Raw genomic sequence first — 24,281 nt, 5'->3', positions numbered from 1 at the left:
GCGTTGCGCTCAAAGCAAGCGTGAAAGCCCGAGGGTCAAGGCGAACGCGACCACGGAGATCAGCGTTTCGAGCACGGTCCAGGTCTTGAAGGTTTGCGCGACGGTCATATTGAAGTATTCCTTGATCAGCCAGAAGCCGCCGTCGTTGACGTGGGAAAAGATAACCGACCCGGCGCCGGTCGCCAGCACCAACAGTTCGGGGTGGGGATAACCCAGGCCAATCGCCACAGGCGCGACGATGCCGGATGCCGTGGTCATTGCCACGGTGGCCGACCCCGTGGCGACGCGCATCAGTGCGGCAAACAGCCAGCCCATGACCAGCGGTGACAGCTGGAACTCCTGGGCCAGGCCCACGATCTGTTGCGTGACCCCGGCGTCCACCAGGATCCGGTTCAAACCGCCGCCAGCGCCCACCAGCAAAGTGATGCTGGCCGTCGGTGCCAGGCATTCGTTGGTGAATTTGAGGATCGACTCACGGTTGAAGCCCTGGGCCAGGCCAAGGGTCCAGAAGCTGAGGATGGTCGCCAGCAGCAAGGCAATCACCGAGTTGCCGATGAACAGCAGGAATTGATTGAAACCGCTGCCCGGGGTGGAAATCAGGTTGGCCCAGCCGCCGATCAGCATCAGGATCACCGGCAGCAGAATCGTCCCCAAGGTCACGCCGAAACCCGGCAGGTTTGCGCGCGGCTCACGGTCGAGGAATTGTCGCTCCAACGGGTTTTCAGCCGGCAGCTGGATGCGCGGCACGATGAATTTGGCGTACAGCGGGCCGGCGATGATCGCCGTGGGAATGCCGATCAGGATCGCGTACAACAAGGTTTGCCCCACCGAAGCCTGGAACGCCTGCACCGCCAGCATCGCCGCCGGATGCGGCGGCACCAGCGCATGGACCACCGAAAGCCCGGCGACCATCGGCAGCCCCACCATCAGGATCGACACGCCCACACGCCGGGCGATGGTGAAGGCGATGGGCACCAGCAGCACGAAACCGACTTCGAAGAACAACGGCAGCCCGACCAGGAAGGCAATGCACACCATTGCCCAGTGGGCATTGCGCTCGCCGAAGCGTTCGATCAGCGTCTGCGCCATCCGCTCGGCGCCGCCAGACTCGGCCATCATTTTGCCGAGCATCGTGCCCAAGGCCACCACCAGCGCAATGTGCCCCAGTGTCTTGCCGACACCCGCCTCGTACGCTCCCACCACACCCGAGGGCGGCATCCCGGCCAGCAGCGCCAGGCCAATGGACACCAGGGTAATCACAATGAACGGATTGAGCCGATAACGGGCGATCAGCACGATCAGCGCAATGATCGCGATGGCCGCGTAGACCAGTAGCCAATAACCGAAAGCAGGGGCCATGCGTTACTCCTCGAATGGGGTCACGTCGATGTGTTGTGAAACTCATAAATCATTTCGGCGACGAATCTTCAAACCCACTGAAAGTAATTTTCGCGCACAGATAAAATTTGTCGCTGACGGACATCGCGACACGGCGTTGATGAAAACTCAGCGCAAGACTTTCATCGCCCTGACTTGTTGATCGCTCCCACGCTCCCGCGTGGGAACGATCAACACAACCGACCAACGGCTGGCCGCCCCGCACTCAATTCCGTACCATCCGCACCTGTTTTTTGCACCACTCCCCGGCAGCCGACTCTTCACCGGCGCCCAGTCAGGTAAATCATGAAATCAGCACGTCTTCGCGCCGACGCCCTCGCCGGCCTCACCACTTCTTTCGCCTTGCTCCCCGAATGCATCGCCTTTGCCCTGGTGGCCCACCTCAACCCGCTGATGGGGCTCTACGGCGCGTTCATCATCTGCACGCTGACCGCATTGTTCGGCGGTCGGCCAGGCATGGTGTCGGGGGCGGCGGGGTCGATGGCCGTGGTCATCATCGCGCTGGTGATGCAGCACGGCGTGCAATACCTTTTGGCCACCGTGCTGCTGGGCGGGCTGATCATGATGGCCTTCGGGCTGTTGCGGTTGGGCAAGCTGGTGCGCATGGTCCCGCACCCGGTGATGCTCGGCTTCGTCAACGGCCTGGCGATTGTCATTGCGCTGGCCCAACTGGAGCATTTCAAGCAGGGTGAAACCTGGCTCAGCGGCGATCCGCTGTATCTGATGGCCGGCCTGGTGGCGCTGACCATGGCCATCGTCTACCTGCTGCCACGCCTGACCCGCAGCGTGCCGCCGGCCCTGGTGGCGATCCTCGGTGTCGGCCTGGCGGTCTACCTGCTCGGCCTGCCCACCCGAACGCTGGGCGACATGGCCCACATCGCCGGCGGCTTGCCCGCCTTCGCCTGGCCCGATCTTCCCTGGAACCTGGAGACCCTGCAGATCGTCGTGCCCTACGCGGTGATCATGGCGATGGTCGGTTTGCTGGAAACCCTGCTGACCCTGAACCTGACGGATGAAATCACCCAGAGCCGCGGTTATCCGGACCGTGAATGCGTGGCGCTGGGCGCAGCCAATATCGCCTCCGGGCTGTTCGGCGGCATGGGCGGTTGCGCCATGATCGGCCAGACGGTGATCAACCTCAGCTCGGGTGGGCGCGGACGCTTATCGGGCGTGGTGGCTGGGGTGATGGTGTTGCTGTTCGTGTTGTTCCTGTCGCCGCTGATCGAGCGCATCCCGCTGGCTGCGCTGGTGGGTGTGATGTTCGTGGTTGCACAGCAGACCTTCGCCTGGGCCTCGCTGCGGGTGATCAACAAGGTGCCGAAGAATGATGTGTTGGTGATCATCGCGGTGACCGTCATTACGGTGTTCACCGACCTGGCCGTGGCCGTGCTCTGCGGCATCGTCATCGCGGCGCTCAACTTCGCCTGGCAACAGGCCCGGGAGCTGTACGCCGACACGCACCAGGAAGCCGACGGCAGCAAACTCTATCGCCTGCACGGCACGCTGTTCTTCGCCTCGACGACGCCGTTCCTCAACCAGTTCGACCCGGCCAACGATCCGGCCCAGGTCACCCTGGACTGCCGGCATTTGAGCTTCGTCGACTACTCGGCCGTCGCCGCACTCAAGACCCTGCGCGAACGCTACAGCAAAGCCGGCAAGCACTTGCGTGTGTTCCACCTGTCCGAGCGCTGCAAGCAAATGCTCAAGCGCGCGGGCGTGCACCACGACTGACGACATGCCAACACACACCCTGTGGGAGCGAGCTTGCTCGCGATAGCGGTGGGTCAGCCCACTCCAACACTGACTGACACGACGCCATCGCGAGCAAGCTCGCTCCCACAGGGGTGCTTATTTTGCTGGCACTACCGGTGTCACTCACACCATCTCATCAAGAATCCACTCTAGCACCGAGGTCCGCTTCGGCGTCCAACCCAGCAGCTCACGGGCGTTCTTGCCTCGTACACGGCTGTTGGAACCCAGGCCATAGTTGGCCATTTCGTAACCCCACTCCGCTTCGGCATCGGCCAATGACCAGTCCTGCGGTTCGCCAAGGTTCAACTCCCGGGCAATGGCGGTGGTCATGTCGATGAACGAGGCTTCGCCGCTTTCGACGAAGTAGAAGGTGCCCGGCTGGTTGCGGGTCAGGGCCAGTTTGTACAACTCGACCACGTCCTCGATGTGCACATTGGACCAGATGTTCTGTCCCGGCCCGACATGCCGCACCACGCCACTTTTACCGGCCTGCTTGAGCAGGCGCGGCAGTTGCACGCTGTCACGCTTGACGCCCAGGCTGTGGCCATAGATCAAGGTGTTGCAGATCACCGCCGAGTTCACGCCTTGCTTCGCCGCATCCAGGACCAGGTTGTCAATGGCGACACGGGCAGCCTTGTCGGCGGTGGGCGCCGGCAGGTCATTTTCGTAGTAGATCGCATCGCTGGAACGACCGCCCGAAGCGTCGCCGACGATGCTCGAACCGCTGGTGTGCAGCAGCACTTTGTTCGAGCCCTTGAGCCCTTCGATCAACGCTTGGACCGCACCGCGGTGGTCGCTGCTGGCGGCATTGATCACCGCATCGGCGGCACGGGCCTGCTCGGTCAGCAGCGCGCTGTCTTCGAGGGTGCCGATAACCGGCTCGATGCCCAGCGCCGTCAGTTCGTTCGCCTGTTCGGCGCTGCGCACCAGACCGATGACTCGATGCCCGGCGCGTACCAGGCCGGTGGCGATGGAACCGCCGATAAAACCGGCAGCGCCGGTGACAAATACGTTCATGGACAAACTCCTTGGCCAGATCAGTGATGGCGCAAGTATCGAGGCCCCATCCCTGACGAAACAGTCCACATTGCCCAAATCACTCTTGCCTTGAAGTCACGAATCAGCCCTTGAATTCCCGCGAGGCGTAGCCGGCGAGCTTGTCCTGGATGAAGTCCAGGAAGCACTGGATCCGCAAGGCCAGTTGCGAGTTGCGGTAATACACGGCATTGATCGGCTGGCGATATCCACTGTTGGCATCGGCCAGCAGTACCTTCAGCCGACCGGCACGGATGTCTTCGCGGGTCATGAAGTCCGACAGGCAGGCAATGCCCTGCCCCTGCAGCGCCAAGTGGCGCACGGTCTCGCCACTGGACGCGCTGATGGCTGGCTGGATCGGCCAACGATCGCCGTGTATGTGGCGCAGCGGCCACTGGTTGAGGCCCTCGTTCTGGGCAAAACCCAACAGCGCATGGCCTGCCAACTCGGCGACGCTTGACGGCGTGCCGTGCTGCTTCAGATAAGCGGGGCTGGCCAGGATGTGCAACGGGCTGCAACCCAGGGCGCGGGCGTGGAGCGTCGAGTCGGTGAGGGTGCCGATGCGGATGGCGATATCGGTGCTTTGCTCCAGCAAGTCGATGATCAGGTCGTTGCTGTTGAGTTCGAGCTGGATGTCCGGGTAACGCCTGCGGAACTCGTCGATGTGCGGGACGATGGCATGCAGCATGAACGGCGAGGCCGCGTTGATCCGTAACCGGCCTGCAGGATTTTTCTGGCGGGATGACAGGCGCTCTTCCAGCTCATCCATCTGGTCGAGGATGCCTTTGGCCTGCTCGAAGAAATATTTGCCCTCCTCGGTCAGATCCATGCGCCGCGTGGTGCGGTTGATCAGCGTGGTGTCGAGCTTGGCCTCCAGCCGCGACAACGTGCGGCTGACCGCCGACGGCGTCTGCCCGACCTGCTCGGCGGCGGCGGAGATGGATCCGCACTCGATCACGCAGACGAAAATCTGCAATTCGTCGGATCTGGCTTTCACAAACATCCTCTCGTGGAATGCACATCCTGTGAAGGATGCTTTCGGGCAAGTCCCGATAGTAGCCGGATTACCGCGAAAGGCCGAACACCTCGCGCAAATGCTGTTCATACCGTGCCACATCTTCTTCGATGTTCGGGCGCTTCATCACGTCCACGCACAGGAAGGTCGGCAGGCCGGTCATGCCGAGGAACTGATTGGCCTTGTGGAACGGGAAGTACACCGCGTCCACGCCCTTGGCCTCGAAGAAGTCGGTCGGGTCGTCGAAGGCTTGCTGCGGAGCGTTCCAGGTCAGCGACAGCATGTACTGCTTGCCCTGGACCAGGCCACCGCTGCCGTATTTCTGCGAGGCATCGGAACGGGTCCGACCGTCGCTGGCGTAGAGGCTGCCGTGGCCTTCGGTGAAGACTTCGTCGATGTATTTCTTCACGGTCCAGGGTGCGCCCATCCACCAACCCGGCATCTGGTAAATGATCACGTCGGCCCACAGGAACTTGGCGACTTCCTCCTTGATGTCGTAGCCGCCGTCGATGAAAGTGGTTTTCACATCAAGACCGCCACGGTCCAACACGCTGAGCGCCGTGTCGTGGAGGGTGGCGTTGTAGCGACCGTCGGAGTGAGCGAATTGTTTGCCGCCATTGAGCAACAGGACTTTTTTCATGGGGAATCTCATCGGGTTCCACGGCATGGGCCGGCAAAGGCCGCCGCATGGAAAGGTTGAAAATGATGGCGGCAGAATAACGATGAGCTTCATGGGGAATAAGCCACCCGACGGCAAAACTGATTTGACCTATACGCACAAATGAACGGCCGATTATTGCCTTAGACTTCGAGACCTCTTTTATCTCAGGAGCCATCTCGATGAGCGAACTGCACGGTTTCATCCTGCACGCCAAGACCCGTCCGGAAAAAGCCGAAGCCTTCGAAGCGTTGTTCCGCGCCTACGTCGAGCCAAGCCGTGTCGAGCCCGGCTGCGTCGAATATCACATGCTGCGGGACCAGCAGGATCCGACGCTGTTTATCTTCTATGAGATCTGGGCCTCCCAGGCGCACCTGGAGGTGCACTCGAACCTGCCGCACATGCAGCAGTTCTTCGAACAACGCATGGATTATCTGGAGCGAGACTTCGAAATCCGCCGCGTCGACATGCTCAGCCCGTCCTCGGCTAGCCGCTGATCAGCAGATGGCCGCCGAGCACGCCGAGGCCGATGAAAAACACCCGCTTGAACAACACGGCGCTGATCCGCTGGCGCAACCATTGCCCCAGCCACATCCCCAGCAGCGTCGGTGCCAGCGCCAGCAACGAAGCGCTCAATTCGCCCCCACCCAGTGCGCCGCGCCACAACAGGCCGGCGGCCAGGGCCAGGGTAGAAACGGTGAATGACAGGCCCAAGGCCTGTACCAGTTCGTCCTTGCTCAGGCCCAGCGCTTGCAGATAGGGCACCGCCGGAATGACGAATACGCCAGTGGCGGATGTGATGAGGCCGGTGAGCAACCCGCAGAGCGGAGCGATCCACGGCTCGACATGGGCGCCGACCCGCAGCGTTGGCAGCAACAGCCCGCTCAACGAATACAGCACGAGCGCCCCACCCAAAGCCCGCACCACCCAGGCCCCGCCCGTCATGCCGAGCCACAGCGTACCGAGCCCGGTGCCAATGAAAATCGCCAGCAACAGCGGCCACAGACGCCGGAGAAGGGCTTGCAGATGGCCGCCAAACGCCAGTTGCCAGAGATTGGTCAGGGTCGCCGGGATGATGAGCAGCGCCGCAGCCTGCGCCGGAGCCATAGCCAACCCAAGCAAGCCCATGGAGATGGTCGGCAGGCCGAGGCCGATCACACCCTTGATGGTGCCGGCCAGCAGGAAGGTGCCGATAACCAGCAGAGAAAGGGCCAGGCCGAGGTTTTGATAGAAAGCGATGAGTGTGTCCATGGGGGTATCCTGCACCCGAGGCCTCGGCTTTTAAATCTGCCATATACTGAGACTGCCTCTCTTCCAGCAAGAGGCTGTGAATTCGCTGATGCGGCCGACGCAATCGCGAGCAGTTTCGCTTCCACACTTGAAATGCAATCCCATGTGGGAGCGAGCTTGCTCGCGATGACGATAAACCAGGCGCCACAGCACTTGAGACAGGATCCCCGCCCATGCACTTCGACCTCACCGACCTGCGCCTCTACCTGAACATTCTCGACACCGGCAACATCACCGCCGGTGCGGCTCGCAGCCATTTGTCCCTGGCCGCGGCCAGCGCACGAGTGCGAGCCATGGAAGCGTCCCTGGGCATCGACCTGCTTGAACGGGGGCGGCGTGGTGTAACGCCCACTCCCGCGGGCAAAGCCCTGGCCGAGCACGCCCGGGTCCTGCTGCAACAGACCGAACACCTGCGACAGGACCTGGCCGAATACGCCAAGGGCGTCAAAGGCCGGGTGCGGCTGCTGTGCAACACCAGCGCCATGACCGAATACCTGCCCGAGCTGCTGGCCGGCTTTCTCCAGGCCCATCCCAACCTCGACATTGACCTGCAGGAATTGCCCAGCTCACGGATCACCCATGCGCTGCGCCAAGGCGCGGCGGACCTGGGCATCGTTTCCGACGCAGTGGACACCGAGGGCCTTCAGGCCTGGCCTTTTCGCGACGATCCGCTGGTATTGATCCTGCCGACCGGACACCCCCTGGCTGACGGTCGCGCCGTACGTTTCAGCGAGACCCTCAGCCACGATTATGTCGGCCTGAACGCATCCAGCGCCTTGGCGATCCACCTGGAAGAGCAGGCCCTGCACATCGGCTCACGCATGCAAGTGCGCATTCGTGCCGATGGTTTCGACGGGATGATTCGCATGGTGGCCCATGGTGCAGGCATTGCCATCGTGCCGAAGGCTACCATCGACCGGCGCCCACCCGAGCCTTCGTATCAATGTGTCACGTTGCAAGAAGCCTGGGCGCACCGGGCGTTGCTGCTGTGCGCCCGCAACTTCGACGGTTTGCCGGCCTACGCCACGGCCCTGGCCCGGCATCTGGCCGATTGATGCGCGCTTCTGGATAGCCCGGTGTCGACCACAGACATCTACCCGCTCATGCCGCGCGTTAGGGTGCCTGTTCTCTTCTGCCCCTTTCGGAGCTCACATGACCGCACCCATCACCGTCCTGCGCGACACCCATCCGCTGCCCGTACTCGACGCCTGCAAATGGGAAAAACTCGAAGGCGACCCGCACACCGTCAACCTCAACGCCTACACCAGCGAAGACGGCAGCAAGATCATGGGCACCTGGATCTGCACGCCCGGCAAATGGCGTGTGGATTACGTGAAGTGGGAGTACTGCCATTTCCAGGAAGGCTACTGCATCATCACCCCGGATGGCATGGCGCCGATCCATCTGCGCGCCGGTGACATCTTCGTCGTCGAGCCAGGCATGAAAGGCACGTGGGAAGTGGTCGAGACCGTGCGCAAATATTTCGTCTTTGCCTGAAACAAAAAACCGAGAGACCACCCGACGTGGTCTCTCGGAAAACAACTTTGTAGATTGCGCAGCCTCTGTGGCGACGGAGCAAGCCTTGCTCCCACAGATAATTGCCCTTGCCACAAAAGCCCGTCGATATCGTCGCTCTTACTGCGGCTTGCGATAGCTGTTAACAATCGCCGAAAAGTCCTTGCCGCCCTCGCCCCGCTGGCTCATCGCCTGATACAACTGCTGCGCCACCGCCCCCAGCACCACCGGCTGATGGGCCTGCCGCGCGGCTTCGGTCGCCAGGCCCAGGTCCTTGAGCATCAGGTCGGCGCCAAAGCCCCCCGTGTAGCCACGGGACGCCGGTGCCGTTTCGATCACGCCGGGCCATGGGTTGTAGGTGTCCGAACTCCAGCAACGGCCCGTCGAGCTGTTGATGATGCCGGCCAACACCTGGGTGTCGATCCCCAAGGCATCGCCCAACGCCATGGCTTCGCTGACACCAACCATGGAAATCCCCAGTAGCAGGTTGTTGCAGATCTTGGCGATCTGCCCGGTGCCGACTTCGCCACAGTGCACGATGTTACGGCCCATTTGCGCCAACACCGGTTGCAAGGTGGCGAACAACTCGGCCGTGGCGCCAACCATGAAGGTCAACGTGCCCGCCGCCGCACCGCCGGTGCCGCCCGAGACCGGCGCATCGGCCATCGCCACCCCTTTTTTCGCCGCGGCAGCCGCCACGTCGCGGGCGGTGTGTGGATCGATGGTGCTGCAATCCACCGCCGGCGTGCCGGCAGCAATGCCAGCCAGCACACCGTCTTCACCCAGCCAGACACTGCGCACATGGGCGGCGGCCGGCAGCATGGTGATCACCAGCGCAGTGCCCTGGGCCGCGTCGCGAGGCGAGGCGCTGATCGTGCCGCCCAACGCCGCCAGTTCAGCCAGCACCGTCTGGTTCAGGTCGAACAGGTTCAGCGAATGGCCAGCCTTGAGCAGGTTGCGCGCCATGGGGGCGCCCATGTTGCCCAGGCCGATAAATGCGATGTTCATGTCCGGCTCCTTAACGCAAATTGATGGTGGTGTTCACACCGTCATTGACGCTGTCATCATCGAACCAGCGCGCGGTCACGGTCTTGGTCTGAGTGTAGAACTGCACCACTTGTTTGCCGTACGGACCGAGGTCGCCGAGTTTCGAACCGCGGGAACCGGTGAAGCTGAAGAACGGCACCGGCACCGGGATCGGAATGTTGATGCCCACCTGGCCGACGTCGATTTCACTCTGGAATTTGCGCGCCGCCGCACCGCTCTGGGTGAACAGGCCAGTGCCGTTGCCGAATGGGTTGGCGTTGACCAGGGCAATCGCCTGATCCAGGGTGTCGACTTCCAGCACCACCAGCACCGGCCCGAAAATTTCTTCGGTGTAGATACGCATGTCGGTGGTCACGCCGGAAAACAGGGTCGGGCCGACGAAATTGCCCTGCTCGAAGCCCGGCACGCTGATGCCACGACCATCGAGCTCCAGCTTCGCCCCTTGCTGCACGCCACTCTCGATCAATTCGAGGATCCGCGCCTTGGCGCGCTTGGAAATCACCGGGCCGACGTCAGTGCCCGGCTCGCTACCGGCATTGACCTTGAGCTTCTGTGCCAAGGCCTTGAGCTCCGGCAACCACTGCTTGGCCGCGCCCACCAGCACCACCACGGAGGTGGCCATGCAACGCTGGCCCGCCGCGCCGAAACCGGCGCCGACCAAGGCGTTGAGGGTTTGCTCACGATTGGCATCGGGCAACACCACCGCGTGGTTCTTGGCGCCCATCATCGACTGCACGCGCTTGCCGTGACGACCCGCCAGGTCATACACGTGGGTGCCGACCGCCGTCGAACCGACGAACGAAACCGCCTTGATGTCCTTGTGGGTGCAGAGCGCGTCCACCACGTCCTTGCCGCCGTGCACCACATTGAGCACACCCGCCGGCACGCCGGCCTCGATAGCCAGTTCCACCAGAAGCATGGTCGACAGCGGATCCTGTTCCGATGGCTTGAGCACAAAGGTATTGCCGCAGGCGATGGCCATCGGGAACATCCACAGCGGAATCATTGCCGGGAAGTTGAACGGGGTAATGCCCGCGCACACACCAATCGGCTGGCGCAGGGTATAGGTATCAACGCCACCGGCGACGTTCTCGGCAAATTCACCCATCTGCAGGGTGCCGATGGAACAGGCATGCTCGACCACTTCCAGGCCACGGAAAATATCGCCCTCGGCATCAGCGATAGTCTTGCCCTGTTCGGCGCTGAGCACCGCGGCGATGCGCTTGGAGTGCTCGCGGATCAATGCCTGGAGCTTGAGCATGATGCGCATCCGCGCGCCGATGGGCGTCAGTTTCCAGGTCTGGAAAGCACGCTGGGCAGCGGCGATGGCGGCATCGACTTCCGAGGCCGTGGCGAACGGAACCTTTGCCAACACCTGCTGGGTGGCCGGGTTGACGATGTCGTGCCATTCGCTGGATTGGGATTCAACCCACTCGCCATCGATCAACAGTCTGACGGTTTGCAGGGTGGTGTCGCTGGGCGTAAGGGAAACGTTCATGCTGGCCTCCGGGATTGTTCTTATAGAGAGCGCTGGGACCAAGGTACATAGACACCTTGGTGATGAGACGGTTTTTGGAGTATAGATGTGCAAACTTCTAATAAGAATGCACATAAAAGCCGGTCCAACATGCAAAAAAACATCACCTCCCTGGGGTCGCTGAATTGGGACGACCTCAAGTTTTTCCTCGAAGTGGCCCGCACCCGCAAGGCCAGCACTGCCGCCAAGCGCCTGGCCGTCGACTACACCACGGTGTCGCGACGCATCAGCTCGCTGGAAGCCTCGTTGGGCACGCTGCTGTTCGAGAAATCCCGGACCAACGGTTTTGTCCTGACGGCCGAAGGCCAACGCCTGCTGGGTTACGCCGAATCGATCGAAAGCACCCTGCACATGGCCTGCGAGCAGGTTTCAGGCTCTGGCGTCGCACTGTCCGGCCACGTGCGCATGGGCTGCACCGAAGGCTTCGGCAGCTTCTTCATCACCCCGCAACTGAGCCACTTCGTCGACGCCTACCCGGCCATTTCGGTAGACATCCTCCCGCTGCCGCACTTCATCAGCCTCTCCAAGCGCGAAGCCGACATCGTCATCGCCCTCGAACGCCCCGAACATGGCCCATATGTATGCTGCAAATTGTGCGACTACCGGCTGCAGCTCTATGCCACCCAGCAATACCTGGACAACCACCCACCCATCCGGCGCCCGGCCGACTTGAGCAAGCACTCGTTCATCAGCTACGTGGATGACCTGGCGTTCAGTTCCGAGTTGCTCTACCTGGCCAACGTACTGCCCGGCGCCAATGCCCACCTGCGCAGCACCAGCGTGATCGCGCAATTCGTGGCAGCGCAGCAAGGCCGCTCGCTGGCAATCCTGCCCTGCTTCCTCGCCGCCCAGGACCCACGGCTGTTGCCGGTCCTGCCGGAGGACATCACCATCACCCGGCAGTTCTGGATGTACTGCCGTGAGGACTTGAGGAAGCTGAAGCGGATTACGTTGTTGTGGGATTACATCCGCGAGGTGACTGAACAGAACCAGCCACTGCTGATGGGCGACAGCCGGGAGATGGTGTTCGCCGACTAGTCGGCGATGACCACAATGGCGACACGGCGGTTTTCGGTGCGGCCGCTGGCGGTGTCGTTGGAGGCGACTGGTTTGCTGCTGCCCAGGCCGCGCAGTTGGACGTTCTCTTCGCGCATGCCAACGGCTGTCAGCACCTTGCTCACGCTGGCGGCCCGCCGCATCGACAGTTGTTCGTTGTAGGCCTGGGAGCCCGATGCGTCGGTATGACCATCGACGCGTACCCGCTGGATTCCCGCCCCCAGCAGTGCCTTGCCGATACGCTCGACGATTTCGGTGCTGGCCGGGTTGAGGTTTTCCACGTCACTGCCGAACAGGACCTTGCCCGACAGGCCGAACGCCCAGCCATCGTCAGTCAATTCGAACCCTTGTTGCTTGAGTACGGCGATTTGCGCCGGGGTCAGGCCCTTCTGCGGTGCCGTCTGGCAACCGCTCATGGCCAGGACGGCCAGCAACAAAAACGCCGCGAACCAGCGCAGGGAAAATGAAGGATATGAACGCACGAGTCAGCTCCTGGTTTGAAGATCAGCGACGGAGTGATCCGACTCCGCCGTATGTTGACCGCCTCGGGCGAGGCGTTTGGCTTGGTACATCGCCGCATCGGCGGCATGGAGAAGGGTGCCCGGTGTCGCACCATCATCGGGGTAAACGGCAATGCCGATACTGAGGGACGTCAGCACTGAAGCATTGCCGGGCAGTTGAATCGGCATTTCCATGCTGGCGATGATTTTTTCAGCGATCCGCTCGGCGTCCTCGGCCTTGTGCAGAGGTGCCAGCAGCACGGCGAATTCATCGCCTCCCAGGCGTGCGACCAAGTCGTCTTCACGCAACTGTGCCCGGACCCGGGTTGCCACGGCCGTCAGCACCGCGTCACCGGCAGCATGACCGAAATTGTCGTTGATGCCCTTGAACCGGTCGCTGTCGAGGTACAACACGGCCACTTGCTCGTTGAGCTTGCTGGCGTTGCGCAAGGCGCGGATCAGCCGGCCCTCGAAAAACGCCCGGTTCGGCAAGCCGGTCAAGCTGTCGTGACTGGCCTGGTGTGCCAGGGTTTCGTTTTCGCTTTGCAGGTGAGTCTGCCAGGACTCCAGTTCGTCGAGCAGTGCATTGAAGTCATTGGCCAGGTTATCCAGTTCGGCGATGGCGGCCGGCGGCACGCGCCGATCCAGGGCCCGCTCGCTGCGTGCCGCGTGGGCCACTTCGGCCAGGCTGCGCAATGGTCCGGTGATCGCCCGCAGCTGACGTCGCGCCAGGTACAACGCTACCCAGGCACTCACCGCCGTGCACAAAATGATCCCCGCCAGACCGCTGAGCAAAAAGCGCAACAGGCTGCCACCATGCCCTGCCAATAGAATGCTGCCGATGTTCCGCCCTTGATGAACGATCGGCAGACTGATGGGCTTTTCCAAAAACGCCTTGGCAATGTGCATTTCCAGTTCCGACAATAAACCGGTATCCGGACGTTTCCAGCGCGCCAACAGGCGGCCGTGCTCATTGAACACTTGGGCATCGGCGACCTCCTCGGTGGAGGCAATCAACGCCAGCGCCTCGGTGGCCGCCGCCGCGTCATCGAATACCACGGCCGCTTCCACGGTGTAGTTGATCGAGCGGGCGATCAGGTGCAGGTTGTGATCGGCGTAGACCCGCAACGCAAGCACACCCAGCAACGTCAGGGAAACACTGGCCATGGTGATCGCCACCAACGCGACAATCAGGTGGCCGCGCCCGATGACCGAGCCCAGGGTGGGACGGACCCGCGATTTGGACAGGCTCATGGTACTGCCGGCCTGCGACGGGAAAGCTGCAGAACGCTCGGATGGATACGCACGCCACTGCGCGCTACCGAGTCGAGGTTGACCTCGAACGATACCTGCTCATCACCGACCCGCAGACAGAACAGGCTCCCCACGGTGCACTGGTCACCGCCTTCGCTGATGCTCAACACGGGCTTGCCGATCAGGGAGTCAAACAGACGAGTACGCTCGTCGCTGGTCAGCCTGCCGATGTAGACGGCGTTGCAGTCCGTGGCGATGTTGGGGTGATCGGCCAGCAATCGCTGCACGGTCACCGGTCGACCGGTGGCCTGAGTGGTGCCCTTGACCAGGTCGTCGGTGTATTGAGTCGGGCCGACGATGCACAGTTGCAACTGCGCAGGCTCTACTGGCCAGCGCGCGTAGCTGAGAATGCCCAAGACGACTTGAGTGACCGATTCGGCCCGCTGTTCAGCCCGACTCGTGGAGGACGGGTCTTCGGCAAGCACCATAGGCGACAGCAACCACAGAAGACCGGCAAGCAGATAATGCCCCCAGTCCTTGCTGCGCACAGCCTCCCGAACCGCCACTTTCATGGAAAATCTCTAGGTAATACGATAAGTGTCGGAACGATAGCACAGTGCCAAAAAGCCAGCGAGCCGGCGCCCTACGGACATATCTGACAGAAAATAGTCAAAATCGTGACTCCGGCATCGAATCACGAAAGCTGATCATTCAGTCATCACCCTCCAACTCCAACATCAGCCCGCTCAAGCGCTTGACCTTGCGCCGCACCGCCTCCTCGAACACCCCCGCTCGCGGCTCTATCAGGCTGAACCATTGCTTGCCCCGGGTAATGGCGGTGTACACCAACTCCTTGGTCAATACCGGGTTCAGCGCATCCGGGAGGATCAACGCGGTATGGGTGAATTCCGAGCCCTGGGATTTGTGCACCGTCATGGCATACACGGTTTCTACATCATTCAGGCGGCTGGGCAGGACGAAACGCACACCGCCCTGGCCGTCGTTGCGCGGAAAAGCGACCCGCAGAACCTGTTTTCCAGCATCAGGCCCGTCACGCTCGGGCAACTTGAGGGCGATACCGATATCGCCGTTCATCAGCCCCAGCCCATAGTCGTTGCGGGTCATCAGCACCGGGCGTCCTTCGTACCACAGATGATCGCTATCGATAAGTCGGGCCTTGAGCAAGGCGGCGGTGATTCGCAGGTTCAGTCCTTCGACGCCCCACGGACCTTTGCGCACCGCGCAAAGCAATTGGAATTCGTCGAAGGCCGCCAGGACTTCCCGGGCCCAATCGGTCCAGCAACGGTCTTCCAGCGGGCGAGAAATGGCCGGGCGTCGCTGCCGTAGCAGGTTCAGGTAATGCCGATACCCCTGGGACCCATCTGGCTTGCCGTCGAGTAACAGCTTCTCCAGTTTCGTGTCGTGTTCATTCGCCAACTTCAGGGAAGACAGATCGGCATGCTGCCCTTGCTCCAGCAACTGACGGGCTTTTTCAGGCTGCTGCTGGTTGACCCAGCGAGCCAGCTGACCGATCCCGCTGCCTTCGCCGAAGCGCCGGGAATGCCTGAGCATGACCACTTGCTGTGCCAGGGGATGAGTGCCGTCGAGGTCCTGTTGCAGGTCACCGGCCGCCAGGTTTTCACCGCTGACCGACTCAAGCCAGGCTCGGGTCCGGGGGCTGTACCAGCCCTCCTCGGCGTCTCGACACAAATCCCCGAGCACCGCACCGGCTTCTACAGAGGCCAACTGGTCCTTGTCCCCCAGCAATACCAACCGTGCATGGGCCGGCAGAGCATCCAGCAGATTGGCCATCATCTCCAGGTCGATCATCGACGCTTCATCGACCACCAACACATCCAGTGGCAAGCGATTGCCTGCATGGTGGCGAAAATGCCGGGTGCCAGGGCGGCTGCCCAGCAAACGATGGACTGTCGTGACGTCGCAGGGAATCCGTTCGCGCACCGCGTCGTCCACATCCAGGGTCCGGACCTGCTGGCTGATGGACTCGGTCAGGCGCGCCGCCGCCTTGCCAGTGGGCGCGGCCAGGCGAATCCGCAGCGGCTTCCCGGCCTCGACGGCCGGTGCCTGGAGCAGGGCCAGCAGGCGCACAACGGTCGTGGTCTTGCCGGTGCCCGGGCCGCCGGTCACGATGCTGAAGGACCCGCGGGTTGCCAGCGCGCAGGCCAGTTTCTGCCAATCGATCGGGCCGCTGGCATTGGCCGGCCCGAACAACCCGTCCAAACGCTCGCGCAGGTCGCCGGGCGCCGCTTCATGCTCGATAAGCCGTTGACGCAACGCTTCATCGATCCGCCGTTCATAACCCCAGTAGCGGCGCAGATAAAGACGTTTGCCAGACAGCACCAACGGACGTTGCTGCGCCTCTTCGCTCCCATCCACGGCCAGGGCCACCAGACGACTGGACGCCAGGACCTTGCACCAATGGACGCCGTCCAGTGTCGCCAATATTTGCGATGGCAGCAGCATCACACCCGTCTGCAGGTCACCCTCGGGAGGCAGGGACAGAGCAAAATCCGGTTCCTTGAGGGTCTCGAACACATCCAGGCAAACATGCCCGTGACCCAGTTGATGACTGGTCAACGCAGCGGCGAGCAGGACCAATGGATCATCGTCGGGTGCCAGTTCATGGAGGAACGCCACGAAGGCCTTGTCCAGGGCGCGCAACCAGCCGCGCTCGACCCAGCGCGTCAGTAACAACAGCAGGTCCTGCGCACGGCTCAAGGGCGCCAACTCCACCAGGCTTTCGTCGTCGGACGACTTGGGCAGCAGGTCGGCAAAAGAACGACTCATAGCAATTCTCCCTGTACCCACGCCGGCTCGGCCTTGGGTTCGGGCGCCCCTTGGAACAGACGATCCAATTGTTCGATCAATGCCCGTGGCGGCTTGGCGAAATACACACCCTGACTGGCTGAGCGGGTTCCGCGAAGGAACAGGTACAACGCGCCGCCGACATGCCGGTCGTAGTCGTAATCGGGGAGCCGTGCCTTGAGCTGGCGATGCAGGGCCAACAGGTACAGCACGTATTGCAGGTCGTAGCGATGGTCCAGGATCGACTGTTCCATGGCCGGTACGGTGTAGGCCATGTCATCGACACCCAGCCAGTTGGATTTGTAATCGGCCACGTAGTACCGACCGTCGTGCTCGAACGTCAAATCGATGAAGCCCTTGAACATGCCGTTGAGCAGCACCGGCTCCGCCGCGACGCGGGCCACACCGCCATGGGTGAACCGGCAAACCAGCTGGTCGAGTTTTTGCACATCGACCTTATGACTGGCGAACCAGAACTCCATCTCGACCTGGAATTGGCTCAGTTCTTCGAGCACCACTGGCGCCTGGTCATTGCCGACGTGCATGGGCATCTTGATCAGGTGCTGCAGCCAATCGCTCAGCGTGGTGATCCAGCCTTTCCAGCCTCGGCGATTGCAGCGTCGGGCAATGGCATCCTCGATATCCGCTGGCGCCGATGAAAAGCCCTCCCCTGCGGCCCACTCCAGCAGGCCATGCAGGAAAGTGCCGGGATTGGGACCACGGGGAAAGCGGTGGATGTCGCCACCGATAGCGATAGTCTCCCTGGGAGCGTCCGGATCCAGTCGTTCATCGTCGAACAGTTTCTGGGCCTGCGGACTCTCTGGCGCGGTATCGCTGCCTTCGCTCAGGCTTTCGCTGATGCGTAAGGCACTGTAGGACGCGATCCACCAGTTCTCGCTGGCTTTTCGCAAGGGCACCAAGGGCTCAAGCAACACGGCTTCGTTGCGCGGGGGCCGGTAGTGCTCGTCGGTGGCTTCGGGCATTGGCTGGTAGCTCACCGCGTCGCTGCCTTGTTGCAGGTCTTCCAGCCAACGCCTCAACTCCACCGACTCGGTCAGCGGTGCACCACCGCCCAATAGATACCCCAGCGCGGACACATGGAGGATCGAGCGATTGTTGCTGCCCCGCTTGAGATCCGCGACACCTAGCCAGCAGGCATGTTGTGCACGGGTCAGAGCCACGTAGAGAAGCCGCAGATCTTCAGCCAGACGCTCGTCATCGGCCTTGGCGATCAATTCGGCAGTGGGCTTGAGGCTGATCTGCGCCTTGTTGGCCTCATCGTGGTAGTGCAATGGCAGTCGACTGCCGTCCACCAGTTTCGTCGAGCAGATGAAGGGCAAGAAGACCAACGGATATTCGAGGCCCTTGGACTTGTGGATCGTGACCACCTTGACCAGTTGCTCATCGCTTTCCAGGCGCAGGATCTGCTCTTCTCCCGCCTGCCCGGACAAGGCCAGGTGCTCGGACAAATGCCGGATCAAGGCTTGTTCGCCATCCAGTTCACCGGCTGCCTGCTGCAACAGTTCGCAAAGGTGCAACAAGTTGGTCAGCACCCGCTCGCCATCGCTGCGCACCATCAAGGCCTGGGGCAGTTCGAAATCATGCAGCAGGCGCCGCAACATCGGCAGCACGCCCTGGCTGCGCCAGACCGTACGATAACCGCGGAATTGCATGACCCGGGCTTCCCAGGCCAGCTCATCCTGATTGAGACGCTCCAGTTCCGTCAGCGACAGATTCAACGTGATGCTGGCCAGGGCCGCCCGTAGCGGTCGTTCGGCATCCGGCTCGGCACAGGCCTTGAGCCAGACAAGCAAATCACGCGCTTCCTGCGAGGCAAAGACCGAATCCTTGTCGGACAGATAGACACTGCGCACGCCTCGCGCGGACAACGCGTCTCGCACCGCCTGCGCTTCTTTACCATCGCGCACCAGGATGGCGATATCTGCCGGGCGCACGCCTCGCAGCACTTTTCCATCGACCGTGAAGCCGTCGCGTCCCGACTGGCCGCCGTTGAGCAACGCCGTGATCTCACTGGCGCAAGCGGCCGCCATGGATTGTCGATACACCGCACCGGAAAGCGGCTGCTCCGACGACAGGTGCCAGATGTTCAGCGCCGCGACCACCTGCCCTGCGACCCGCAAGGACTCCTTGCGTCCCTGGGATTCAACGGACAGGAACGGCACCGGGTTCTCGCCCGAAGGTTCACGGAACAGAAAGGCCCCACGCCCCTTCGGGCGGGACTCGGCATTCTGGAAAACATGGTTTACCGCACCGACCATGGCATGGCTGGAACGGAAATTCGTGCCCAGCGTGTGCAGCCTGCCAGCAGTGGCTTCGCGAGCGCGCAGGTAGGTATAGATGTCGGCACCGCGAAACGCGTAGATCGCCTGCTTCGGATCGCCGATCAGGAAAAGTCCGGTCCCGGGGTCGTTATCTTCGATACGGTAGATGCTTTCGAAGATCCGGTATTGAACCGGGTCGGTGTCCTGGAACTCATCGATCAGCGCTACCGGAAACTGCTCGCGAATCAGGCTCGCCAGACGCTCGCCTCCGTCGGCCTGCAGGGCCGCGTCGAGGCGCAGCAGCATGTCATCGAAGCCCATCTCGGCGCGGCGACGCTTCTCTGCCTCGAAGCGCGCCCCGACCCATTGCGCGGCATGCTGCAATACGGCGGCATCTGGCGTGGGCAACGCATCCAGGCTGGCCTTGAGACTGGCCATGGCGTCCAGCCCGGGATGGTTGGGCACTTCACCTTTCCAGGCTTCGGCCATGCCCTCGGGCGTCAACCGCGAGAACCCGGTGCCGATGTCCAACAGCTCAAGGCTTTCGTCATCGACCCAGGCAGTGATTTTCTGAAACCACGGTTCGAAGTAACGCGCCTGCATCTTGCGCCCGTCGACAGACTTGCTGGCCACGCCTTGCTGGCAGATCTGCAACAGTTCCACCGCCCATTGCCGCCACGGCGCCTTGAGATCGAGCAAGGCGGCACTGCGCTCCTGCAAGGCCGCGGCGATGAGTTCGGCAGGCTCAAGCCCGTCACCATCGCCACGCTCGCTGGAAAACAAGCCTCGTACCCGCGGCAACAGCGCAGCAGGCCCTCCCCAATGGGTACGCACCCAGTTCAGCGCCTCGCCTTGCATCGAATAGCAGAACAACCGCCAATAATCGCGCAGCACCTCGCCCAGCAATTCGCTGTGGTCGGTTTCCAAGGTCTGGGTGAACAAGCTACCGCTGTCGAAGGCGTGCTCACGCAACATGCGCTGGCACCAACTGTGGATGGTCGAGACGGCCGCTTCGTCCATCCACTGCGCAGCGATGTCCAGCCGGTTCGCGCAGCCAGGCCATTGGTCAGCGTTGAACTCATCGCGCAACGCAGCGATCAGCGAATCCGGGGCGGGAATTTCGTCGCGGAAGAAACGCGCGGCTTCGGCCAGACGGGTGCGAATTCGTTCACGCAACTCTTTGGTGGCAGCGTCCGTGAAGGTCACTACCAGGATTTGCGGTGGAAGCAACTCGCGGCCAAAGCCGGACGCCGAACCACCATGCCCCAGCACCAGACGCAGGTACAACGCCGAGATGGTGAAGGTCTTGCCGGTACCGGCGCTGGCCTCGATCAGTTGGCTACCATGTAGCGGGAAAGCCAGGGCCAATGGTGTCTGTCGACTCATGAACGGGCTTCCTCGCCGACCAATGAACGCCATGGGGCTTCGAGCAACGGCCGGTAAAGCGCATCGCACCAATCGGGGAATGTTTCGTCAGCCATCAAGGCATCGAAATCAGGAAACTGTCGAGCCAACGCCGGACTTTCCCGCCGTTCGCCTTCAAACGTCTGTCCATCGCCCTCATAGGCTTTGCGAGCCGCCGCTTCGGCCTTGTCCGGATCAGTCTGGCCGAGCCAGGCGAAAGCCGTCTTCACCGCGATTGGTAGCGGCTGGCGCATACCGGTCTGCCAAGCCAGCAGCATGTCGCCCAGTAGCCTTTGTGCGACAGGCTCGTCAAAAGGTGCCAGCAGCAAGCTGTCATCACTGGCCACCAGCGCCGTCGTCAACGACAAGCCATTAGCGCAGGCCACGAGATGGTTGACCCAAGGCCGTATCAAGCGATGCCACTTACGGGTCTTGGTGGAGCCAATGCTGTTGGGTATGGCCGTGATGGCGAGGACCGCACCGTCGGAACGCTGATGCAAACCACTGAGCCAGCCCTCGACATTCACTCCCTGCAATTGCAGGCTGACTGGCACAGCGCTGACCGACGGTGTCGGCCATAACGCCAGAAGCTGTTGGTAACGCTGGAGCAGATCCGGCAGGGGTTCAATCAATTCACGCTGCATGCACTCACCGAAACCGGCCATGGGTAACAGACCACTGTTCTGCAGTCTTTTGGCGTGGGCGGTGAGGGCAAGATCCGGCTGGTCCAGGCGCACCAGGGCGGCCTCGAGCAGACTGTCACTCAGGCTGTAGCGTTGCAGCGCATCGAGCACAAAAGGTTCGTCATCGGCCAAAGGCGCTTCGATGGCCTCGAAGAACACCTTCAACCGCTGACTGAAGAAATGGCGGACAGGATTGCGCAGGAAGTCCTGCAACTGCCCGAGGCCCAAGGGCTCTTCCTGAACATAGGGCTCCAGCATCCGGTTTTTATCGGTTTGATCGCAAGCGTCATGGAGCATCCGCCATTCGCTGGCGTAACTGAACAGCTCGTCACCTTGATGGAAATAACGTGCACTGAACGGTTGCAACGGATGCTCCTGGGTCAGGGCATCGAGAAGAGGCTTGCCGTCATCTGCCAACCGCCAGCCACTGGCGAGATGATCGCGCAGTTGGCCGATCAACACCGATGCCGGGCGCTCGCTGTTGTCGCGAATACTGCGCCCCACCCAACTGATGTACAGCTTTTCCCGAGCAGAAAGCAGCGCTTCCAACAGCAGGTAGCGGTCGTCCTCACGGCGGGAACGATCGCCCGGACGATAATCGCCGCCCATCAGGTCGAAGTCCAACGGCGGCTGGGCTCGTGGGTAATCACCATCATTCATTCCCAGCAGGCACACCAGCTTGAAGGGGATCGCGCGCATCGGCATCAAGGTACAGAAGTTGACTGCGCCGGCCAGGAAACGCTGGGACAGTCGCCCCTGATCCAGTCCGGCCAACCACGCCTCTCGCACCACCGTCAGCGGCAATTCATCGTGCAGCCCCACCGACTCACAGGTTTCCAGCCAGGTTTCACGCAAGTCTTCGAGTTGGGCCAGCAAATAGTCGTCATGCTCGTTGCTTGCCTGGAAAAACAGCTGCATCAGATCTTGCAGGCGTGAACCCCATTGCTGCGGCGATGCCGGCCGGGTGAGTTCCTGATGGGCAACTTCCAGGGCATCCAGCAAAGCAACCAGGGGACCGATCAACGCCGCATCCAGGCCCCCGATTTCGTCATAGGGCTCAATGCCCTCATAAGCGCTCGAACTGCCGACGGCATACCCCAGCAACATGCGACGCAAGCCGAAATGCCAACTGTTCTGCTCAAGCTCGGCAGGCAGACCCAACCCGGCACGGTGTTCGGCGCTCATCCCCCAGCGAATGCCTGCTCCTTCGATCCAGCGGTGCAGTGTCGGCAGGTCGGCCTCATCGATGCCAAACCGTTCGCGTAACGCCGGGACATCCAGCAGATCGAGGATTTCGCTGACCGGGAAACGACTGTCCGGCAGCTTGAGCAAATGCTCGACGGCGATCAGCAGTGGATCACGTCCACGCTGGCCCTGGTCGGTCAGCGTGAAGGGAATGAACCGCGGGTCGCTCCTGTCGAGCTGGCCGAACACTGCGCGAATGTGCGGTGCATAACTGTCGATGTCCGGGACCATGACGATGATATCCCGTGGGCGCAGGGTCGGATCCGCACTGAAGTGGGCCAGCAATTGGTCGTGGAGAATTTCGACTTCACGCTGGGCGCCATGGGCCACATGAAAGCGAATCGAGCCGTCTCGCTCTGTATCGACGACAGGCCAGTGTTCCCGGGTTTCGTCCAGGGGGCGCAGCTCCAGGATGTCATCCTGCAACTGGCTGAGAAGGGTCGTGGGGGTCCCATCGGTGAACAGGTCGATTCGCCCATCGCGAAATACCGAGCGATAGCTGTTCGGGTCATCGTAGCTGTCGAGCAGGTTGATATAGTCGCGCCCTTGCTTGCCCCAGGCGGCCAATAACGGATGGGCATGTTGATGCAGGGTTTGCGGATCGAGGACGACGGGCATGCCAGCCTTGCGTGCCTGGCGCTTGTATTGGTGACGCAGCAAATCCTTGTCGGCGACGATGTCCGCCCAATGATGGCGACACGGGTTATGCACGCAGAGCAGAACCTGGCTGAACCGGGAAAGGCCGGCGAGCGCCTCCAGTACCTGGGCAGGCAACGACGAAATACCAAACACGATGACCCGTGCGGGCAGGCCTTTCGGAGCGACTTCCAGGCTGTTGATACGCTCGATGTAGCGCTGATGAACGCCGGCACGGCTTTGCGCCATGCCTTGCTCTCCCACATCCAGCAGCAAGGCTCGCCACAGCTCCGCTTGCCAGCAATTTGCCGGTGCAAGCGGCTTGATTTCACCTCGGACATTTCTGGTCTGGTGTCGACCTTCCGCCCAATCCTCAAGCCAGTCGGCCCGGTAGACCTGGTACTGGTCGAACAGATCGGCAAGACGCTCGGACAGTTGATAGCGCTTGCGCAAGTCGGTGTCTTGGGTAAGGAATCGGCGCAGAGGTTCAAAATGAGGCTGCTCAATCAACTGCGGCAGCAGACGCATCAGGCGCCAGGTTAGCGGAGCCTTATCCAGCAGGGACTTGGCCGGAATTTCGTCGCGTCCCAGGACCGTTCGATAAAGTTGCCACATGAAACTGCCCGGCAGTTGCACATCAATGGCAGCCGCAATACCGCAGCCACCGGAATCATCGTCTTCCGGGTCTTCGGCCAGTGCGAGCTTGAGCCATTGGGCAATGCCGTTGCTCTGTACCAGGGCGATTTCATTTTCAAGGGGGGCCAGCGGATAGCGCCGCATCAAGCTGATCACCAGGCTGCGCAATTCATCAAGGCGATTCCCGTGAACCACCATGAAAGCTGGGCTAAGGGACGTTGCGTCCGGCATGAAAGGCATCCTTGAAATTGCAAAAGCTAGGGGCAGAACCTTAGCACTGTCGGGGGGTTGTGACAGCCGGGAGCTTTCCGCGCTTGTCGTAAGAACTTTCCCGCGGGCAAAACAAAACCCCTACCTGCATCAGCAGATAGGGGTTTCGGAATTTAATCTTGACGATGACCTACTCTCACATGGGGAAACCCCACACTACCATCGGCGATGCATCGTTTCACTGCTGAGTTCGGGATGGGATCAGGTGGTTCCAATGCTCTATGGTCGTCAAGAAATTCGGG

Annotated in this window: 19 protein-coding genes and 1 rRNA gene; 6 read left to right on the top strand and 14 right to left on the bottom strand. The window is 61.7% G+C overall.

Annotation, left to right across the window (positions count from 1 at the left end; genetic code table 11):
- Window positions 1-9 precede the first annotated feature (9 nt).
- Window positions 10-1,359, bottom strand: coding sequence for a gluconate:H+ symporter (locus tag KGA89_RS01055; protein ID WP_013692187.1), 1,350 nt, complete (start codon window positions 1,357-1,359; stop codon window positions 10-12).
- Window positions 1,360-1,683: 324 nt separating this feature from the next.
- On the opposite strand from KGA89_RS01055, the gene KGA89_RS01050 reads away from it, so the two are divergent.
- On the top strand, window positions 1,684-3,129 hold the full coding sequence (locus KGA89_RS01050) for a SulP family inorganic anion transporter (RefSeq protein WP_223470257.1): 1,446 nt from the start codon (window positions 1,684-1,686) through the stop codon (window positions 3,127-3,129).
- Between the two features lie 144 nt (window positions 3,130-3,273).
- Here the strand turns inward: KGA89_RS01050 and KGA89_RS01045 are convergent, their stop codons facing one another.
- The 3 genes from KGA89_RS01045 to KGA89_RS01035 all read right to left on the bottom strand — a co-directional run bounded on the left by KGA89_RS01045 (window position 3,274) and on the right by KGA89_RS01035 (window position 5,840).
- The gene (locus KGA89_RS01045; protein ID WP_223470256.1) at window positions 3,274-4,167 is read right to left on the bottom strand and encodes an NAD-dependent epimerase/dehydratase family protein; all 894 of its coding nucleotides are present in this window, start codon (window positions 4,165-4,167) and stop codon (window positions 3,274-3,276) included.
- 103 nt (window positions 4,168-4,270) lie between these two features.
- Window positions 4,271-5,182: a LysR substrate-binding domain-containing protein gene (locus KGA89_RS01040; RefSeq protein ID WP_223470255.1), complete on the bottom strand. Its 912-nt coding sequence runs from the start codon at window positions 5,180-5,182 to the stop codon at window positions 4,271-4,273.
- A 67-nt stretch (window positions 5,183-5,249) separates the two neighbouring features.
- Window positions 5,250-5,840: an NAD(P)H-dependent oxidoreductase gene (locus KGA89_RS01035; RefSeq protein ID WP_223470254.1), complete on the bottom strand. Its 591-nt coding sequence runs from the start codon at window positions 5,838-5,840 to the stop codon at window positions 5,250-5,252.
- Here KGA89_RS01035 and KGA89_RS01030 point away from each other — a divergent pair.
- Together KGA89_RS01030 and KGA89_RS01025 are read left to right on the top strand one after the other, a co-directional pair.
- Entirely contained in the window at window positions 5,839-5,985 is a 147-nt protein-coding gene (locus tag KGA89_RS01030) for a hypothetical protein (RefSeq protein WP_155252634.1), read from the top strand. The two genes, KGA89_RS01035 and KGA89_RS01030, sit on opposite strands and share 2 nt — an antisense overlap.
- Before the next feature lie 55 nt (window positions 5,986-6,040).
- On the top strand, window positions 6,041-6,355 hold the full coding sequence (locus tag KGA89_RS01025) for a putative quinol monooxygenase (RefSeq protein WP_223470253.1): 315 nt from the start codon (window positions 6,041-6,043) through the stop codon (window positions 6,353-6,355).
- On the opposite strand, the gene KGA89_RS01020 is transcribed toward KGA89_RS01025, so the two are convergent.
- On the bottom strand, window positions 6,345-7,109 hold the full coding sequence (locus KGA89_RS01020; protein WP_223470252.1) for a sulfite exporter TauE/SafE family protein: 765 nt from the start codon (window positions 7,107-7,109) through the stop codon (window positions 6,345-6,347). The genes KGA89_RS01025 and KGA89_RS01020 overlap by 11 nt on opposite strands.
- Window positions 7,110-7,321: 212 nt before the next feature.
- Between KGA89_RS01020 and KGA89_RS01015 the strand changes: the two genes are divergently transcribed.
- Together KGA89_RS01015 and KGA89_RS01010 are read left to right on the top strand one after the other, a co-directional pair.
- Window positions 7,322-8,203: a LysR substrate-binding domain-containing protein gene (locus KGA89_RS01015; protein WP_223470251.1), complete on the top strand. Its 882-nt coding sequence runs from the start codon at window positions 7,322-7,324 to the stop codon at window positions 8,201-8,203.
- Between the two features lie 97 nt (window positions 8,204-8,300).
- Window positions 8,301-8,645 (top strand): cupin domain-containing protein, encoded by a 345-nt coding sequence (locus KGA89_RS01010; protein ID WP_003197542.1) that lies wholly within the window; start codon window positions 8,301-8,303, stop codon window positions 8,643-8,645.
- A gap of 138 nt (window positions 8,646-8,783) precedes the next feature.
- Here the strand turns inward: KGA89_RS01010 and mmsB are convergent, their stop codons facing one another.
- Together mmsB and KGA89_RS01000 are read right to left on the bottom strand one after the other, a co-directional pair.
- Window positions 8,784-9,671: a 3-hydroxyisobutyrate dehydrogenase gene (gene mmsB / locus KGA89_RS01005; protein ID WP_223470250.1), complete on the bottom strand. Its 888-nt coding sequence runs from the start codon at window positions 9,669-9,671 to the stop codon at window positions 8,784-8,786.
- Window positions 9,672-9,681: 10 nt separating this feature from the next.
- Window positions 9,682-11,208: a CoA-acylating methylmalonate-semialdehyde dehydrogenase gene (locus tag KGA89_RS01000; protein ID WP_003197536.1), complete on the bottom strand. Its 1,527-nt coding sequence runs from the start codon at window positions 11,206-11,208 to the stop codon at window positions 9,682-9,684.
- 129 nt (window positions 11,209-11,337) lie between these two features.
- Here KGA89_RS01000 and KGA89_RS00995 point away from each other — a divergent pair, with 129 nt between their 5' ends.
- Window positions 11,338-12,285 carry a LysR family transcriptional regulator gene (locus tag KGA89_RS00995; RefSeq protein ID WP_223470249.1) on the top strand — a complete coding sequence of 316 codons (948 nt, stop codon included), beginning with the start codon at window positions 11,338-11,340 and terminating at the stop codon, window positions 12,283-12,285.
- Here KGA89_RS00995 and KGA89_RS00990 read toward each other — a convergent pair.
- From KGA89_RS00990 to rrf, 7 genes are all read right to left on the bottom strand, one after another.
- A complete protein-coding gene (locus tag KGA89_RS00990) occupies window positions 12,282-12,719 on the bottom strand; it encodes an OmpA family protein (RefSeq protein ID WP_223470346.1) in 438 nt (145 codons plus the stop codon). The two genes, KGA89_RS00995 and KGA89_RS00990, sit on opposite strands and share 4 nt — an antisense overlap.
- A 69-nt stretch (window positions 12,720-12,788) precedes the next feature.
- Window positions 12,789-14,057, bottom strand: coding sequence for a diguanylate cyclase domain-containing protein (locus KGA89_RS00985; protein WP_003197529.1), 1,269 nt, complete (start codon window positions 14,055-14,057; stop codon window positions 12,789-12,791).
- Window positions 14,054-14,629 (bottom strand): YfiR family protein, encoded by a 576-nt coding sequence (locus KGA89_RS00980; protein ID WP_013692183.1) that lies wholly within the window; start codon window positions 14,627-14,629, stop codon window positions 14,054-14,056. The genes KGA89_RS00985 and KGA89_RS00980 overlap by 4 nt, the downstream gene beginning before the upstream one ends.
- 139 nt (window positions 14,630-14,768) lie before the next feature.
- Window positions 14,769-16,865: an exodeoxyribonuclease V subunit alpha gene (recD, locus tag KGA89_RS00975; RefSeq protein WP_223470248.1), complete on the bottom strand. Its 2,097-nt coding sequence runs from the start codon at window positions 16,863-16,865 to the stop codon at window positions 14,769-14,771.
- Complete coding sequence (gene recB, locus KGA89_RS00970; protein ID WP_223470247.1) at window positions 16,862-20,551, bottom strand: exodeoxyribonuclease V subunit beta; 3,690 nt, start codon at window positions 20,549-20,551, stop codon at window positions 16,862-16,864. Before recB ends, recD begins: the two co-directional genes overlap by 4 nt.
- Window positions 20,548-24,000 carry an exodeoxyribonuclease V subunit gamma gene (gene recC, locus KGA89_RS00965; RefSeq protein ID WP_003197523.1) on the bottom strand — a complete coding sequence of 1,151 codons (3,453 nt, stop codon included), beginning with the start codon at window positions 23,998-24,000 and terminating at the stop codon, window positions 20,548-20,550. The genes recB and recC overlap by 4 nt, the downstream gene beginning before the upstream one ends.
- 156 nt (window positions 24,001-24,156) lie before the next feature.
- Window positions 24,157-24,272, bottom strand: a 5S ribosomal RNA gene (gene rrf, locus KGA89_RS00960).
- Window positions 24,273-24,281: the final 9 nt, after the last annotated feature.

It is taken from the genome of Pseudomonas sp. A-RE-22 (assembly GCF_019956035.1).
Classification (GTDB): domain Bacteria; phylum Pseudomonadota; class Gammaproteobacteria; order Pseudomonadales; family Pseudomonadaceae; genus Aquipseudomonas; species Aquipseudomonas brassicacearum.
This window is presented reverse-complemented; position numbering and strand designations above follow the sequence as displayed.